This is a genomic window from Cohnella sp. CFH 77786, from assembly GCF_019400745.1.
GTDB lineage: Bacteria > Bacillota > Bacilli > Paenibacillales > Paenibacillaceae > Cohnella.
The window spans coordinates 119,326-136,086 of the sequence record NZ_WJIB01000011.1 but is presented as its reverse complement, the minus strand read 5'-3'; the positions used below and the strand labels follow the sequence as shown (position 1 = coordinate 136,086).

13 protein-coding genes and 1 pseudogene are annotated in these 16,761 nt (G+C 58.1%); 2 read left to right on the top strand and 12 right to left on the bottom strand.

Annotated elements, in window-relative coordinates:
- Positions 1 to 8 precede the first annotated feature (8 nt).
- Positions 9 to 491 (bottom strand): molybdopterin-binding protein, encoded by a 483-nt coding sequence (locus tag GE107_RS17270; protein ID WP_255570565.1) that lies wholly within the window; start codon positions 489 to 491, stop codon positions 9 to 11.
- Positions 492 to 605: 114 nt separating this feature from the next.
- Between GE107_RS17270 and GE107_RS17265 the strand changes: the two genes are divergently transcribed.
- Positions 606 to 1,328: a molybdenum cofactor biosynthesis protein gene (locus GE107_RS17265; RefSeq protein WP_219641235.1), complete on the top strand. Its 723-nt coding sequence runs from the start codon at positions 606 to 608 to the stop codon at positions 1,326 to 1,328.
- A 163-nt stretch (positions 1,329 to 1,491) separates the two neighbouring features.
- Positions 1,492 to 2,535: an HD-GYP domain-containing protein gene (locus tag GE107_RS17260; RefSeq protein ID WP_219641234.1), complete on the top strand. Its 1,044-nt coding sequence runs from the start codon at positions 1,492 to 1,494 to the stop codon at positions 2,533 to 2,535.
- A gap of 47 nt (positions 2,536 to 2,582) precedes the next feature.
- Here the strand turns inward: GE107_RS17260 and GE107_RS17255 are convergent, their stop codons facing one another.
- The 11 genes and pseudogenes from GE107_RS17255 to GE107_RS17210 form a co-directional block, all read right to left on the bottom strand.
- Positions 2,583 to 3,560, bottom strand: coding sequence for a C40 family peptidase (locus GE107_RS17255; RefSeq protein ID WP_219641233.1), 978 nt, complete (start codon positions 3,558 to 3,560; stop codon positions 2,583 to 2,585).
- A 145-nt stretch (positions 3,561 to 3,705) separates the two neighbouring features.
- Positions 3,706 to 4,719, bottom strand: coding sequence for a LacI family DNA-binding transcriptional regulator (locus GE107_RS17250; protein WP_219641232.1), 1,014 nt, complete (start codon positions 4,717 to 4,719; stop codon positions 3,706 to 3,708).
- 105 nt (positions 4,720 to 4,824) lie between these two features.
- Positions 4,825 to 4,914, bottom strand: a pseudogene (locus GE107_RS26640) (5-deoxy-glucuronate isomerase); the annotation flags it as partial.
- A gap of 25 nt (positions 4,915 to 4,939) precedes the next feature.
- Positions 4,940 to 7,171: a glycoside hydrolase family 88/105 protein gene (locus tag GE107_RS17245; RefSeq protein WP_219641231.1), complete on the bottom strand. Its 2,232-nt coding sequence runs from the start codon at positions 7,169 to 7,171 to the stop codon at positions 4,940 to 4,942.
- A gap of 4 nt (positions 7,172 to 7,175) precedes the next feature.
- Positions 7,176 to 8,960, bottom strand: coding sequence for a hypothetical protein (locus GE107_RS17240; RefSeq protein ID WP_219641230.1), 1,785 nt, complete (start codon positions 8,958 to 8,960; stop codon positions 7,176 to 7,178).
- 57 nt (positions 8,961 to 9,017) lie between these two features.
- Positions 9,018 to 9,719, bottom strand: coding sequence for a hypothetical protein (locus GE107_RS17235; protein ID WP_255570564.1), 702 nt, complete (start codon positions 9,717 to 9,719; stop codon positions 9,018 to 9,020).
- A 6-nt stretch (positions 9,720 to 9,725) separates the two neighbouring features.
- Positions 9,726 to 10,676, bottom strand: a complete 951-nt coding sequence (locus GE107_RS17230; RefSeq protein ID WP_219641229.1) for a sugar phosphate isomerase/epimerase family protein — start codon at positions 10,674 to 10,676, stop codon at positions 9,726 to 9,728.
- A gap of 39 nt (positions 10,677 to 10,715) precedes the next feature.
- Positions 10,716 to 11,588 carry a carbohydrate ABC transporter permease gene (locus GE107_RS17225; RefSeq protein ID WP_219641228.1) on the bottom strand — a complete coding sequence of 291 codons (873 nt, stop codon included), beginning with the start codon at positions 11,586 to 11,588 and terminating at the stop codon, positions 10,716 to 10,718.
- Between the two features lie 27 nt (positions 11,589 to 11,615).
- Positions 11,616 to 12,512 (bottom strand): ABC transporter permease, encoded by an 897-nt coding sequence (locus tag GE107_RS17220; protein ID WP_255570582.1) that lies wholly within the window; start codon positions 12,510 to 12,512, stop codon positions 11,616 to 11,618.
- A 90-nt stretch (positions 12,513 to 12,602) separates the two neighbouring features.
- On the bottom strand, positions 12,603 to 14,231 hold the full coding sequence (locus GE107_RS17215) for an extracellular solute-binding protein (RefSeq protein ID WP_219641226.1): 1,629 nt from the start codon (positions 14,229 to 14,231) through the stop codon (positions 12,603 to 12,605).
- Positions 14,232 to 14,457: 226 nt separating this feature from the next.
- Positions 14,458 to 16,722, bottom strand: coding sequence for a helix-turn-helix domain-containing protein (locus GE107_RS17210; protein ID WP_219641225.1), 2,265 nt, complete (start codon positions 16,720 to 16,722; stop codon positions 14,458 to 14,460).
- Positions 16,723 to 16,761: the final 39 nt, after the last annotated feature.

The window sequence follows — 16,761 nt, the reverse complement described above, 5'->3', positions numbered from 1 at the left end:
CGGCCCGTCTAGCTTCGGTTTCCGGCTTTGAAACCTTGGGATAGACGGACGGGCGAAATCTCGTTGCGAAAGCCGTAAGACGCTTCGTTGCCCCGTCCGGGGTCTGCGGCGAATCGGATGTCGGTTACGCTTTTGACGTTCAGGCAAGCGCTGGTACCGTCCGGGACATAGAGCCGCAAGGGACCTCCTTTGGCGAGCGGCGCCCCGTCCTGGGAAAACAGGAAGAAGGCTCCCTTCAGCTGATCCCAAGGGACGACCGCCTCGAATTCGTCCGCCGCCTTCACGATGAGATGGGTCGGCGCAGAAGGCGCGGCAAACGCGGAAGGAAAACGGGACGACAGCGCGGCCGTCCACGCGGCCAAATCAAACCCTTCTCCCGCCGTCCCCGGTACCCTGCCGGACGCGGGAAACGACTCGCCCGCCAGCTCCGCCATTTCCATCGGCGACGTTGCGACGGCGGTTCCATCGGTCATTCGTACGGTAACGCTCAATCGGATCCTCTCCCTGACGGCCGTTTTCGTTTTCTTTCTAGCATAACACTTTCATAACCGATATGGTATGCTTGCAGAAGGAATAGTGAACGGGAAAGGAAGCGACGCATCCAGATGACGAAACCATGGAAAATTGCTTTGTTCGCGGGCCTGGCCGAAAGATTCGGCGCCAGGACCCTTCAAGTGGACTGGCCGGAAGCCGAACTGACGGCGGGACAGTTGAAAAAACGGCTGGCGGAAGCCTATCCGGAACAGGCCGAAGTCATCGCGCCGGCCTTCGTGGCCTGCAATCAAGCTTACGCGCATGACGATGCGGTCGTGAACCGCGGCGACGAGTTGGCGCTTCTGCCGCCGGTTTCGGGCGGAGGCGGCGATGAACGGGCCGAAGCCGCTTCGGCTGCGCCGCGTTATGCCGTCGTCGACGGCCCGATCGACGTGAACGCCGTTTCGGAGCTTGCCGCGCATCCGGATCACGGCGCCTTGATCGCCTTCGTCGGCATGACGCGCGAATGGACCGGGGGCAAGCGGACGGTCACCCTGGAATACGAAGCGTACGTCCCCATGGCGGAAGCGTCCATGCGCCGCATCGGAGAAGAGATCGCGGATCGCTGGCCGGGTACGATCACGGCGATCGTTCACCGCATCGGCGAGGTCGGCATCGGGGAGACCAGCGTCGTCATCGCCGTCTCTTCCGCCCACCGCGCGGAAGCCTACGAAGCGAGCCGTTACGCGATCGAGCGTCTCAAGCAAACCGTGCCGATCTGGAAGAAGGAAGTGTACGAGGACGGCACGGAATGGAAAGGGCACCAGCTTGGCCCTTGGAATCCATTGGCTTAGCTCTTTTTTTCGTCATTTCCGCCCAGCATTCGGCATGCATTTACATTTTTGGTTGCGCGCATCCGGAATCCTTGATAGCATGGTGTTCAGGAAATATTTCTCACATGCGTCTGGAATGTCTTTCCATCCGATGCGCCAATCCGAACCTTCGCCGAGGTGTGACATGAGAGTCCACGTGACCGATTTGCAGCCCGGAGATCGACTCTCCCAAGATACGTTTACCGGTTTCGGGCTGCTCGTGCTCTCCAAAGGGGCGGTTTTGAACGAACATGCCGTTTCCCGACTGTACCTGCACCGGATCGAGTATGTGGAAATCGAGCCCCGGTTTTCCGATACGCTCCTATCACCGATTGAAAGCGATCTCATCAACCCCTTGCTTCGTCCGATGTATCAGGAAGCGGTAACGGGCATCGAGAATATATTCGGCAAAGCATTGGAAGAAGGAAAGGTCCACGAGGAGGATCTCAAGGAAAGCTTCCAGCCGCTCGTCGACAATTTCAAAGCGGAACGGGATGTCGTTTCCCTCCTGCTCCTGCTGAACAGCCAAGACGATTATACGTATCAGCACTCGGTTCAGGTCGGCATGCTCAGCTATTACATCGCCCGCTGGCTCGGCTGGGACGAAACGCACTCCGTCCATGCCGGCAAAGCCGGTTTTCTCCACGACATCGGGAAATGCCGGATACCGGACGCCATCCTCAACAAACCCGGCAAGCTGAGCCGGGAGGAATATGCGGAAATCCAAAACCATTCGAAGTACGGCTACGAGATTTTGGAAAACTCCTTCAATGACCGTGTCTTGTCGCTTGCGGCCCTTCAGCACCACGAGCGGATGGACGGTACCGGTTATCCGAACCGCCTCTCCGGAGAGAGCATTCACCCGGTCTCCAAAATCGTGGCCGTCGCGGACACGTACAGCGCGATGATTTCGTCCCGCGTTTACCAAGAGAAGAGGGATCTGCTCGTCGTGCTGAAGGAGCTGCACCGGGTCAGCTTCAGAGAGCTGGATCCCGAAGTGACCTTCACGTTCATCCGCCATATGATCCCGAACTTCATCGGCAAGAAAGTCGAGCTGTCCGGCGGCGTCACGGGGACGATCGTCATGAACCATCCGACGGATTTCTTCCACCCGCTGATCCGGACCGGGAACGAATTCATCGATTTGTCCGTCGATCCCCGGTATGAGATCTTGCAAGTCTATCTTTAACGGAAAAATGAGGTCCCCCGGTCGGAAGACGGGCGGGACCTCTTGCGTTATGGCAGCACCCGTTTGGCATAAAGGAACTCCCGCAGGTAGAACGGGTTGTTGATATCGGTGATTTGCACCCCGTTCTGCGGAGACGGACTCGCATGAATCATCTGGCCGTTCCCGATGTACATGCCGACATGTCCGACGACATCCGGGCTCTTGGAACGGCTGGGGATATGGAAGAACAGCAGATCCCCCGCCATCAGGGCGTCCCGCGAGACCGGAGCGCCTTCCGCCGCTTGCTCTTGGGACGACCGGGGCAGCCGAATTCCGAAGTGGCCGTAAACCTGCTGAACGAACGAGGAGCAGTCGAAGGTTTGGCTCGCCGGATAAGGGTCGGCTCCGAATTCGTACGGCACGCCCAGGAACTCCTTGGCGTAAGCGACGATGGCGTCCGCCTGGCCGGCTACGGCCTCTTTCGCGATGATCGCGTCCGAGAAAGGAAGCGAGCTGCCGTCCGCGCCCGTTTCCCCGCCCGTCGCGCGGGGCAGGAACGTAATGCCCTGCGTGCCGGACGTTCGGGCGTTTACGCGGCCGAACATCGAATCCAGCGCCGAGGCGGGCACCAGCAAGCGTCCTTGCTCCCGCACCGCCGGCGCAGGTAACCGGACGGATTTGCCGGCCTTCGTGAACCGGCTTTCTCCGACCCGGAATTTCCATATCGGGTCATGGTCGCCGATTCCATACGTTCTGCCGTCCTTCAGCCATGCGCCGTGAAACCCTGCCGCTGCCGCGACGTCCGACAACGCGACGTATGCGGAATTGTGAACGGTCCGTACGGGAACCGTACTGCGATCCTTGGCCCGGTTGGCCTCGGACTCCGCTTTGGATTTGATGAATGTCCGATTCGTGCCCCCGTGCTGTTTCAAATTTTGCGTATCGCCCGGGTTCGTCACGCAACCGGCCAGCAGACCGGCCATCGCCGCGAAGATCCCCCCTTTGCGCGCCGCCTCGCGCGCCATTCGTTTGAGGTCGTGTCTCATATTCGATTCGCCTCCGTCAGGAAATTCAGAAAGTTCCTCCCCTAGGATGGCTTTCCCAGCTCGTCCTTATCCCCTCCCGTTCTATCATCCGGCAGGATTCTATCCGTCTATAGAAGTGGCAAGAGACCGTCCCTCGGGACGGTCTCTAGAAATCAGGGCGCGATGACGAAGCGGAATGCCGGACCACGAGGTCCGGACGAAGAACGATCCGCTGTTTGATGACCGACGGATCGGTAAGCTCCTGCATGAGGAGATCGACGGCGATTTTACCCATCCGTTCGATCGGCTGGGCCACGGTCGTCAGCGGAGGATCGGTAACGGAAGCCAGAATCGTATTGTCGAATCCGACGACGGACAACTGATCCGGCACTCGAATGTCCAATTCTTTGGCAGCCTGCAGAGCGCCGATCGCCAGCAGATCGTTGCAGCAGAACAAAGCGGTCGGCCTGACGGCTTCCCCGAGCAGTTCCAGCGCCTTGCGTTTGCCGTCCTCTACCGTGTAATCGCAATACCGGATTCCGTTGTTCTCCAAGATCATCCCGGCTTCATCCACCGCCTGCTTGAACCCGATGATGCGGTTGCGGCTGCTGCTCACTTTCGGATGTTCCGCGAGAATGGCCATCCGGCGATGCCCCTGCTCCAGAAGATGACGCGCGACCAGGCCTCCCCCGACCCCATCGTCGACAATGACGGTATGAACGGCTTGCGAAGGCATTTCCCGGGCGATGAGCACGATCGGAATTCCCGCTTCGACAAGCGGGTTCAGCATCCGCTCGTCGTCCATCCCGGTGCCGATGATGATCCCGTCCACTCTCTTTTTGCGCATCAGGGTCAGATAGCTTTGCACGCGGTCGTCCTTGTTGTCCGTGCTGCATATCATCAGGCTGTATCCGGAGCGATGCCCTTGATCCTCGACGGCTCTTGCCATTTCCGCGAAGAACGGATTGGAAATGTCGGGCACGATCAAGCCGAGCGTGTACGTTTTTTTGCCGGTTAGCGCCGCCGCGATCACGCTGGGCTGGTAATGGAGACGCTCCATGATCCGGAAAATCTCTTTTCGGCGTTCTTCGCTGATTTTACCCTTCCCGTTGATGACTTGGGAGACGGTGGTGATCGACACCCCGGCTTCTTTCGCGATATCGTAGATGGTCGCCTTCATGGAGGATTCCCCGTATTCCTTATTCTGTCTGATCCAGTGTAACCATTATGAACGGGTATTCCAAATCTTGCAAGAGTCGCGCTCACCGGGGGCCGGCCGGGATCCGGGCGCCGAGACCGGGTGGCAGCGACTCGGAACCAACACGGCTTCGCCGTTTTTCACCGCGAGCGTTTCGTCGAGAGAACGATCGTCGGTATCCCTTTTTCGCGTGATCGACTCATCACTCCGCCGAGGCGAGCGCCGCTTTCAAGAGGCGGATTTCCACGCCCGCAAGCATCATGATGCCAATGCCGTGGTTGTCGTTCACGACCGTCCGCAAATCGTGCATGTAATAGTCCGGCGAGAAAGAGTAGCGGGATCCGCTGCATACGCCGTGCACGTTCCCCTGCCGGTCGATCGCCCCTCCGGTCAGGCCCCGCCAGGCCTTCAGCGCGGCCGATGCGTAATCGGCCCGCCGGGCCAGCCAGCCGAACCGCACGCCCCGGGCGAATGCGTAGGCGAACATGGCGGTGCACGATGCTTCCTCGTAAGCTTCCGGCTCGTTCAGCACTTGCCTCCATAAGCCGGATTCGCCTTGCAGGGCTGCAACGCCCGCGCACATCTCCCGGAAGAAAGCGAGCAGCGCTTCCCGGTCCGGATGATCGTGCGGCAGCTTCTCGAGCAGCTCGGACAAGGAGAATAGAACCCAGCCGTTGCCGCGCCCCCAAGGCACGCGCGTCGGCTTGCCGTACTTGAAGTCGAACACGTGCGACATGACGCCTTCCCCGTCCATGAACAGATAGCGTTTGAACAGAAGGAACTGTCCCGCCGCTTCGTCGAGCGCTTCCGATACCCCGGTCGCAACCGCGTACCGGGTCAAAAACGGAGCGCTCATGTACAGATCGTCCGCCCACATCGTGTCGGCCGCGTATTCCCCCGGGCACAGCCGGTAGAACGCTCCGTCTTCCCTGCGTTCGAGCTTGCGGAGCATGAAGTCGGCAATGACGTCCGCAATCCGGCGGAAACCTTCGTCCCCGGTCTGCATATAGGCTTGCAGCATCGCCGAACCGAAAGAACCGCAGTTGTCCAGCATCCGGATCAGGACCAGCTGATGGTTGACGGAAGGGAATCCGTACTCGTCCCGGTCCCATAGGGAATATTCGTACATGTCCGTGCAGCTGCGGATATGGCCGAGCGCGTAATCGGACAAATCCGGCCGGTTCAACTCCAGGGCCGTTCTAAGCAGCCCGTACATCGTAACGCCGAGCGGATAATCCCAGCGGCCGTAATTGGTGGCGGCGCCGGTCGTCCATTTGTTGCTCAGCATCGCGTTCTCGTAGTATGGCCGCACCCGCGTCTGCGGAGCGTCGACCGACCAATAGGCGTATCCGGCCGGCTGTCCATCGAGGTCCATGGCGGGAAGCAGCGCGGTGATCGCGCATACCGACGAAGGCTCCAGCTTCGCATCGGGATCGATCGGCCCCGCGTACAGCCATGGGCCATCGTATCCATGAACATGAACCGGAGCTTCGAATGCCAAACGATCTTCTCCCGCGAACGCCGCCAACTCCCAGCCCCAGCCTTCCGGTCCGCCGACGGAGCGAACGAGCAGCTGACGGGATCCGTATCCGGCCTCCACCTGCATTCGGAACGCTCCCGCTTCCTCCACGTTCAAGATCGGCTTGCCGTCCACCCAAATCGTCGTCGGTCCGAACACTCGCCCTTCCAGCACCAAGACCCCGGACGCGGCCAGCCGGGTCCAGCCGAACATGGCAGCCGCCTGCCGCGGTCGTCCGAACAGCCGACCGCCGACCGGAAGAGCCGCCTCCTCCGCCGTCCAACGCGTTCGGGGCAGCCAGGTCAATCCGCTCTCCTCTTCGGGCTGCATGGGATCGGGGAACTTTCCTCCGGGACCGTACGAGGACGCTTTTACCGGTTCCGAGTAAACCCACCCCGCAACACCGGATCGGCCGGCAAACGGAGCCAGCACCTGCAGAATCCGGACCTTCGCCTCATCGGCTCCGAACCGGCAGCCGAAGCCCGCTGCCGTCTTTCGCGCTTCGATCAGGACAGCGTTCCAGCCTTTGCGGAACAGAAGCGGCACGGCGACCCTGGCATCCGGCTTCATCTCGTCCACCGCTCCGGACCGGTAGAGAAGTTGTTCGTTCACATACAGCCGAACCGGTCCAAGGGGCTCCATGATTCCGTCGATCGATCGTTCGCCATCGCTCCAGACGAGCCCGAACGCATAGGCATAATCGCCCTGTCCCGCTTGCGGCAGTTTGGCGGACAAGTCCATGTCGTACAGCCCTTCCCCGTTCTGCAGCACGCCCGATTTGGAAAAAGCGCGCAGCGCGAAGGGGATGGGCGGATTCGCGCCGACATAGCGGCCGGCCAACGTTTCCAATATTCGCCGGTCGTCATCTCCGAACCCGTACCGGATGCTTTCTCGAGGCTCGATATACTCGGTCATCGGTTCATCTCCCCGTTTCTTCAGACGAGTGGCTTCCCGCTTCGGCTGCATTCGCGTCCCGCGGCGAGAGCCGGATGTCGAACGTCCGGTCGTACGGCGTCGTCAGGTTGACGACCAGCGTCCGGCATCCTCCCGGAAAACTCGTGCCCTGGATGGCTTTCGCCCAATGCGCGTGCGCCCCTCCGTCCAGCTCGAGCCAATCGCCGCCGGACGTGTACCGGACGGTTCCTTCTTTCCAGAACCACGCTTCCGGCTCCGCCGGAGCAAGGCCGTCTCCGTCGAAGGCTCCTTCCTTGCCGAAGACAAACTGGATTTGCGTCAGGATCGGATCCGGCACCGCGCAATGGACCCTCAGCTTCCACCCTTCCTCGCTTTCCGTCAGCTCGACCTCGACGCGGTGATGCTGCAGGTGGGTAACGACGCGGAGATGATGGGGAAGCAAATACCACGGGCTCACCGGACCGCTTGCCGTTTCGGGCAACGACACCGCGGGAACGGGACCGTAATAGCCTTTCGCTTCGGACGCCGACAAACGGTAGCCTCGCTCGGTCGGCGTAAGCCGCTCCATCTTGACGTAGCCGGGCTCGAAAGACGTGCCGATCTGCACGGCAAGCAGACGCGCCGCCCCGTGACGCAGCGCAAAGAATGAATTCGTCTCGGTCATGACGGTGACGCTTGTCGAACCGTCCCGCTGACGGGCGACCGGAGCGCCGAATTCGGGATGGAGCTTGCTATGGTAGATCCGTCCGCCGTGTCCGGCCGCCTCCATTCCGCTCAAATATCGCTCCCGCGGAAAATTCCCATTGATCACGACGCGATAACGGTCTGGCAATTCGCCCGGTTCTACCGCTTCTTCCCGCAGCTCCGGATGAAGCAAGAACCCCAGCAAAGCATTGTTGGGAAGCCACCCCGGATGATCCAGCGCCTCTCCCGCGAGCTTCGCCAATGCGGCGAACAACGGATCCCGGTCACGGTGCGCCAGCCGCCTGCAGACGAGAAAATAGCTCGACATATCGTAGCGGTGTCCGAAATCCTGCCGGCCGGAATAGTCGGTCACCACTTCCCCGTCCGGATGGACCAGATAAGCCATCATCCGCAAATTGCGCCGAACCGGCTCCAAGAGCTCGGGGAGGTCGAACAGATCGGCGGCATGGACGAGCATGATGTCGCTGACCCCGTTGTAGATGCCGTTGCTCCGCTCCGTCCATTCTCCGTCCTCCGTGTTGTCCATTCCTTCCGCCAGCCACTCCCGCGCACGTTCCCGCAATTCCGGCCGCCCCGTCAGCCTGAACATGAACCCGAGCGCGGCAACCAGCACCCAACGGTGGTTCGGCGTATGGCAGCCACCGGTCAGCAGCGCCGGAATCGCGCGCTCCAGAAACAGCCGGATGTCTGCAGCCGCATCCCGCAGAGGTTCCCAATCATGAGCGGTCAGCAGCTGATAAACCTGCGCCAGCCCGACCACGACGAAGGCGGTATCCGGAGGCGAGTGCATGTTCGTCCAGCCCGGCGAAATCGTCCCGTCGCCATGCTGAAACCGCAACATGAACTTAGCGCCTAACGCCAAGCGGGATAACAGTTGTTGATCGTGGTAGTAAACCGAGTCCTTGTTGATCAGAGCGGCTGCCCAGAGCGCCATGACCATAGGAGTGCCTCCGTGGCTCGGCCAAGGGATGCCGTTCTCGGGATCGGCCACTCCCCCGAAATAGCGGCTGCCGCTGTCCGTCACCTGGTTCTCCATGCCGTTTCTCGCCCAATGATCGTTGACCGCGACCAGCTTCACGTACATCTTTTTCTCTCCTCTAATAGGGAGTTTGTCGAAGTCAAACTCTCCCCGCTCAAACTCTCACCGCTTCGAACCGCGTTCCAGCTCGCCCCGAATGACGGCCAGCTCCCGTTCGATCCGCGCGGGTATTTCCTCGTACAGCCGTTCCCAAGGAACGAAAGTCTCGGCGGGTTCGCCAAACTCGTATTCGATAAATTCGAAGGAAGGCGTAAACCTTCGAAACGTGTGCAAATAGGTTCGAATCAGCCGGTCGGTTTCTCCATCGGCTCTCACGCGTCCCCCATACCAATCGGGAAGCGTCAATCCGTCCTTCCCCGCTTCCTCGTTCGTGCAGATGCGGGCGTCCGGCAGCAGCTCGAACAATAGCGGCAGAGGCGAAAACGCATGCTTGCCGGGCTGCGAGTATAGCTTCAGTCTCGTTCCGTGCAGGTTGCTCCGGTCGGGCAAGAGCGCCTTCAAATACCGGCCGTGAAAGCTCGCTTCGCCGTCCGCCACGCTGCCGTCCGTTCGGACGTACACCCAGACATGCTCCAAATCGTACAGATGCTGAATGTCGTAGTCCCAATATATCGCGAATTCGATGACATGATCGACGGCATCGTCCTTGAACGCGAATCGGCGCCGAAACGACGGAGATGATTCCCCGTCCCGCAGCACCGACACGCCGACCCGCGCCGGATAGAACGGTTCCTTCCGGTCAAAAAAGAGTTTCGGCGTGTAGGCAAGAATAGGCTCCATCCCGGACTTCGACGAAGGTACCATAGCCGCCTACACCCCAAACGCTGCCAGCTTGGAGGTCAACAAATCGTGGCTTTCCTCGATCTCTTCCGGCCGGCACGCCGCTTTCAACTCGTAAACTTTCACCGGAGCCGCCGCGATAATCGGGAGAAAGCGGTCGAAGTACGTGTTGTCGCCGCTTTGCACGTAGGGACACCAATGGTCGGACAGCCCGATCGTTTCATGAATATGAACGCCGACGACGTGGTCCTTGATCAAATCGATGTCCTGGGCGTTATCGTACAGCCCCATTCGTTCCATCATCATGCCGTGGCCGAAATCGTACCATAATCCGACCGGCGCGCCTATCATTCCATCGATGACCGCTTTCGCCTCCCGCAAGGTCGGTATTTGGTAGCACCGGGAACGCGTTTCGATACCGATCGCGACGTCCCAGCCGCGGGAGGCGATCCGCTCGCACGCTTCTTCCAAACTGCGACGGATGCGCTGCAAATACCGGCCGCTGAGCGACTCCCGGCGGACGAGCATTTCCTTCCACAAGTTCCGGTACGCTTCCGAATCCCGTCCCTGCTCCTCGTAAATGGCTTTCAGCTCGTGATCGATGTTGTAGTCGAACGGCACCTCGCCCGGATGGACGACGACCGCCTTGGCTCCGTATCGATCGGCATACTCCGCGGATTTCACGAGCAGTTCGACCGCCCGCTTCCGTTTCTCCTCGTCGTCGAAGCCGAGCAGCACGGAATCGGTCCCGTAGTCGGGATCGCCGACATGCGGAAACGTATTGTGCACGCTGGAGACGCCGATCTCCCCGCGTTCGATCATCGGCTCGATCGTGGCCAGCAGCTCCGTCGTCACGTTATAATTCAGTTCCACCTGCCGGAAGCCGAGCGAGCGGATTTCCTCCACCATTTCGCGGCCGACGGTATGCCGTTTGACGTTCCAGCAGGTGGAAAACGAATAGTCCCCTTTCGATTTCCCCATAAGCGCCTCCTGTTCGCGGTCCTCCGTCAGGAAACGGCGTTACCCTTTTACCGCACCGAGCATCACGCCGCTTACGAAATACCGCTGCAGCCAGGGATAGACAAGCAATATCGGCACGGTCGCGAATACGACGCTGGCCGCCTTCAAGCTTTCCGGCATCAATCTCACGAATTGCGTACCTTCCTGTTGCACCAGATCGTTAATCAAGTTGTTTTGAATGAGCTGGTACAGCTTGAGCTGCAGCGGGTATAATTCCGGACTCGTGATATACATGAGGGTATCGGTAAACCCGTTCCAGCGGCCCACCGCATAGAACAGGCTGAGCGTCGCGATGACCGGCATCGAGAGCGGCAGAACGATGCTCACAAGAGTGCGGAAGTGGCTGCTTCCGTCGATTTCCGCCGATTCCTCCAAACTTGACGGGATATTGTGAAAGAACGTGATCAGAATGATCAGATAGAACGGGTTGATCAACCCCGGAAAAATAAGCGCCCCCATCGAATCGAGCAAATGCAGATTGCGGACCAGCACGTATTCCGGGATGACGCCGCCGCTGAAAAACATCGTAATCACGATGACGAACATGAACGTTTTGCGGCCTTTCAAATTCCGTTTCGATAACGGATATCCGGCGGCGATCGTCATGAGCATGCATGAAAGGGTAAACGCGCACGTAAGAAGCACCGTAAACCCGAGCGAGCGGATCATGGAAGCGTCGCTGATCACCTGGTTGTAGGCTTCCAGGTTGAACGCGACCGGAAACAGGCTAACCTTGCCGGACAAGATCGCCTCTTTCGAGCTTAGCGAAATCGCGATGATATGAAAAAACGGAGCCAGACACAGCAGGACGCCGGCCGCAAGCACGATAATGTTGACCGTGTCGAAGACCCGGTTCGCGGTATGAGCCCTCATGTCGCCCCTCCTTTCACCGATTCCGGATCATAAAATGCTTTCATCCGTCAATTTTTTGGACGCGTAATTCGCGCCGAGAACGAACACGAGCCCGACGACGGCCTGGAACAAGCCCACGACGGTCGCGATCGTGTACTGGCCGGACTGAAGCCCGACGCGGTAGACGAACGTACTGAGCACGTCTGCATATTCGCGTACCGCCGTGTTGCCGATGTTAAACGGCCTTTCGAAGCCGATGGAGATCATGTGCCCCAAGTTGATAATCAGCAGCGTAATGATCGTCGGTTTCAAACCCGGTACCGTAATATGCCAAATCCGTTTCAAACGTCCGGCCCCGTCCACTTCGGCGGCTTCGAACAATTCCTTGTTGATGCCGGTGAGCGCTGCCAAATAAATGATCGTCCCCCAGCCCGCGCTTTGCCAGACGCCGACGATCAGATAGGTAAACAGCCAGTAATGTTTGTCCAGCAGAAACGGAATCTCGCCGAAGCCCAGACCGGCGATGAAATTATTCACCATGCCGGACTGCGTGCCGAACACTTGTGAGACGATGCCGCCGATGATGACCCAGGAAATAAAATGCGGGATATACAGAATCGTTTGGGACAGCTTCTTGAACCAGATGGATTTCAACTCGTACAGCATAATGGCCAGAAGGAGCGGTGCCGGGAACGAGACGAGCAGATCAAGCCCATTCAGCATCAGCGTGTTGCGCAGCGTGATATAAAAGTCTCGCATTCCGAACACTTCTTTGAAGGCTTCCAGCCCGATCCATTCGCTGCCGTTAATGCCCTGGAAAAAGTTGAAATCCTTGAATGCGATCTGGATGCCGTACATCGGGCCGTATTTGAATACGAGAAAGTAGGCAAGCGGCAAAACAAGCAGCGCATACAACTGCCAATATCTGCGTAAATAGACGGTCATGCTCACGGGGTGTGCCTCCTTTCACGACCGGACGTAGACGGGGCGGGGGAATGCCCCCCGCACCCGCAAACATCGGCCCGCTGACTGCCCTTATTTCGATTCTTTATACAGCGCGGTCCGCTCGTCCAAAATCGCTTGGCCGCCGCTTGCCATATAATCTTTCATCATCGACTCGTAGGTGCTTTCGAACTTGTCCGGTTTCACCATCGTTGTCTTGACGATAATTTCGAAGTATTTGTCTTGAAGCGTCGTACCGTATTTCGTTTGCGCTTCGATCGGTTTGCTCAGCAGAACCGGCGGGAACGTGTCCGAATTCGAGATTTTCAGCGATTCGCGCGCTTTGTCCTGATATTTCGGACTCATCGCCTGCACTGTCGCCTCCCGATTCTTGTCATCGCTTCCGAGCTGCTGGCCGTTGGAGATGATCGCCATATCTCCGGAGTTGTACAACCGGTTTTTCGTCTCTTCCGTCACGTTCGCGGGCGCTACGGGAACGCCGTTCTCATTCAGGGTGTAGTTCTCTCCTTCAACGCCGTTCTGCATGTGGAACAGGTTGTCGGGGATTGCCATCCAATCCAAGTATTTGATTGCTTCCGCCGCACGTTCGCTCGATTTCGGAATCATGATATACATGCCGTTCGGCGCGTATCTCGGCTTCGCATGCTTGCCTTCCGAATTCGTGTAAACGTCCACGGGTTTCAGGTTGGCGCCCGGAACGTTCTGCTCCAGCGTGGAGGAGATTTTATTTCCGTCGTCGTAAAGGTTCGTGTCGTCCTCGCTCAGGAAGCCGACCTTACCGTTCGATACGTCCTGATACAATTGTTTCTTGTCTTTGTCGAGGCCGAAATCCTTGCTCATCAGCCCTTCGTTGTAAAGCTTGTTCATGAACTGAAGCGCGTCTTTGAAGCCCGGCAGCAGGATCGGATAATCGTTGGAGCCCAGCCGCTGGGTCAGCGTGAATTTCTGTTCGTCTGTCGTCGGTTGGATGAAAGACCAGACGAGCGGGTCGATCTGCGCGGGAGCGATCGTCATGCCGAGCGGAATCACTTTGCCGCCCGTGCCGCCGGGGTCCTTCTCTTTAAACGCTTTCAACGTGTTGTACAATTCTTCCGTCGTCTTCGGAACCGGCAACCCCAGCTTATCCAGCCAATCCTGGCGGATGGCGGACGCGTATTTGCCCAAATTCGCCCGCTTCGCCGGAATCGCAAACTGCTTTCCTTCGAATTTGCCGTAGGCGAGCGTGTCTTCTCCCAGGAACTTTTTCAGGTTCGTCCCCTGTTGGTCGAGCAGCTCCGTAAGATCGGTCAAACCTCCCTGCTGAGCATAACGGTAAAACACATTCTGGTCGTAGGTGAAGACGATGTCCGGCACGTCGCCGCCGCTGGCCATCAGGACGTTCAGCTTCTCCACTTCTTCGGAGCGGGGAACCGGAACGTATTCCACGTTGATATTGTTCGGTTTTCCGAAATGGTCTTGAACGAATTTCGTCAAATAGTTATTCGTGACGCTCATGCCTGCTGGAGAATTGCCGCGCTCGAACACTTCGACTTTCAACGTGACGGCTTCTTTCGCCGCGCCGGCGGAGCTGCCGCCGTTTCCCGACGTACCTGTTGCAGCGTCTTTCCCGCCATTGCCTGAGCAGCCGGCCAAAAAACCGATTGCCGTAAGCGCTGCCAGAAGGGTTGACGCCATTTTTTTGCCGAACATCTTTCTACCCATCCCTTTCAACTCCCTTATCAGGTATCCTCCGACCGGGTGCGCTTTCGCTTGCTGGTTCGTCCGATGCGGTCCGCCTGCCGGATTCGAGCTCAGTTATATCGCTTCCGGCTGCCGGGGGTCAATCAACATGATTCGGCCCGGCAAACCGAAACGGAAATGACCGTTACTTGCGGGAACAAACCGGAATCCGGGGACTAACCTTTTGTCGGCAACTCCGCCGATCTCCTTATTCCGCTTGGCCGGGCCGCATATATTTGCGGAAATCGCCCGGCGTGACGCCTACCTCTTTCTTGAACGTCCGGCCGAAGGAGATCGGATGGGTATAGCCCACCTGCTCCGAAATGTCCTGGATCGAGCCATCCGTCTCGAGCAGCAGCTTCTTGGCCTGCTCCATGCGCAGATGGACCAGAAAGTCGACGAACTTCATGCCGTATTGCTCTTTGAACAACTGGCTGGCATATTTGGCGCTTAAGTCGAATTTCTCGCTGATCAAATTGAGGGACAGATCCGGATTCCCGAATTCGTCCTCGATATAGTTCCGAATCTCCTTCACCAATTGGCGGTTGTTCTTCGAATCTCGCATGGAGGCGTATTGCTGGTGCAGCTGTTTCAAGGAACCGGCCACTTCCGGCATCAGCTCCTCCAACGTTTCGGCCCGTTCCAGCGCGCGTTCGAGCGACGGCTGCGTTTTCTCGCTCCAGTGCGCCTGGATTTCCCGGGGAAGACCTTCCGCCAAATGACGGAAAAGGCGCATCAGATGCCGCACCAGCAGGTCCGCTTCATCATGCCTAAGCAAGTCCTGCTGCAGATCGCGGCTGAATTGTTCGACCCGAAGCGGCCAGGAATCGTCGGAAATCCGGAATTCCTGACACATCGTCTCGATCTGCTCGTAATATTTCTGCGTATCCCCGAGCTGATGCCGCCCGGCCGCTTCGTCGTAACGGATCGTCCGGTTATTCCCCAGAGGCATTTTATACTGCAGCGAAAATACGGCCTCATCGAACGAGCGGGATAGCTCGGTGAACCCGGTTACCCGACTGCCGACACCGATCGTGATCGAGAATTTCAAATTGACGGCGACCCAGGTGCGGATTTTGTCCAGTATTTCGGCGATATCCCCGGTATCCGCATTGTCCGGTTGATCGATGAAGAGAAGGAGGGCGAGCCGTTTGTCGGTCACCCACTCCGCCCAGAACGTTAACCGCCCGGGAACCGAAAATTCATGCACGACGTTCGTGAGCGCGAACTTCAACAAGCTCTGATCTTCCGCGCGGTAATTTTCCCGGAAATCCGCATAACGGTCGATTTCCGCAACGGCCAGCAGCAAATGGCGATAACGGTTCGGCAACTGGAACCGGTTTGCATAAGATTCCCAAGCTGCGGGGGAGGGCGGCTTCCGGTCCGAGATCAGCTCCTGGAAAAATTGCTTGCGGCGGACGATCAGGTCTTCCTTGTACTGCTTTTCGTATTTCGACGTTTGCTCCATTAAATTTTCCAGCACTTTTCCGATGTAAGCGAACTCGTCGCCGTCTTTTCCTTTCATCGGACCACGGCTCTGCAAGCCATAAATTTGTCCCATGATGCTCTGGATGGGCTTGTAGTTTCTTCGGGTTACGTATAGGACGGTCCCCACCGCACCCAGGACGGTGACGATTCCGATCGCGATCCATACGCTTGAAATCGCCGACATCCAACCGAACATCCGTCCGGCCTTCACGCCGCTTTCAAAATCCCAGCCGAGATAAGCAGAGTGGATACGGTTGATCGTTTTCCCCGCATCGGGAGCGGTCTCGGACGATGGGACGCCGGCGGCCGGTTCCTTGAACGGATAGACCCGTTTCCCGTCGGCGGCGTAGACGTTCATGAACGTGATGTCGGGATTGATCATCTCGTCGACAATACGCAGAACGTTATCCACCTTGACATTGACGACGACGATTCCTTCCGTGCCGAACGGCAGCAGCGCATGCTTGCTGATCGAGATGACCTTGTCCTTCGTTTCCTCGCCCAAACCGGCGTACTCCCTTACAGCGGACCAACGGGTAGGGGCGGCAGGGTTCAACGACTGAACGATATAATCTTTGTCCGGAAAATCGTCCAGATGGTAGATCTTGTTTGGGGTCAAGACGAGCTTGTCTTTGGTTCGATACAAATAGATCGAATCGATCAGGGGATTGTCGCTCAAGATATGGCTCAGCACGATGGAAGCGTCATAATAGATCGGCCCCGAATCGTCCGCAGCCTGCATCGTGAAGAAACGATACAGCGTATCGTCATACCCGATTTTCTCCAGTACGACCCTCTCTATTCCTTTCAGGGAAGTCTCCATGGAATCGGTCACATATTTGGCAAAGACTCGGTTCGCATTTGCCGTTTCTTTGGCCGATAATTCGCTGATCATGGAAACGGCCAGAAAGATCAGGATGCTGAACGAAACCAAAAGGGTCGGCATGTAAGAAAACAACAACCGGCGATACCAATTATGATTCATGATCCGAGATGGCCCCCTAAAAAGAATAGAACCCGCTTC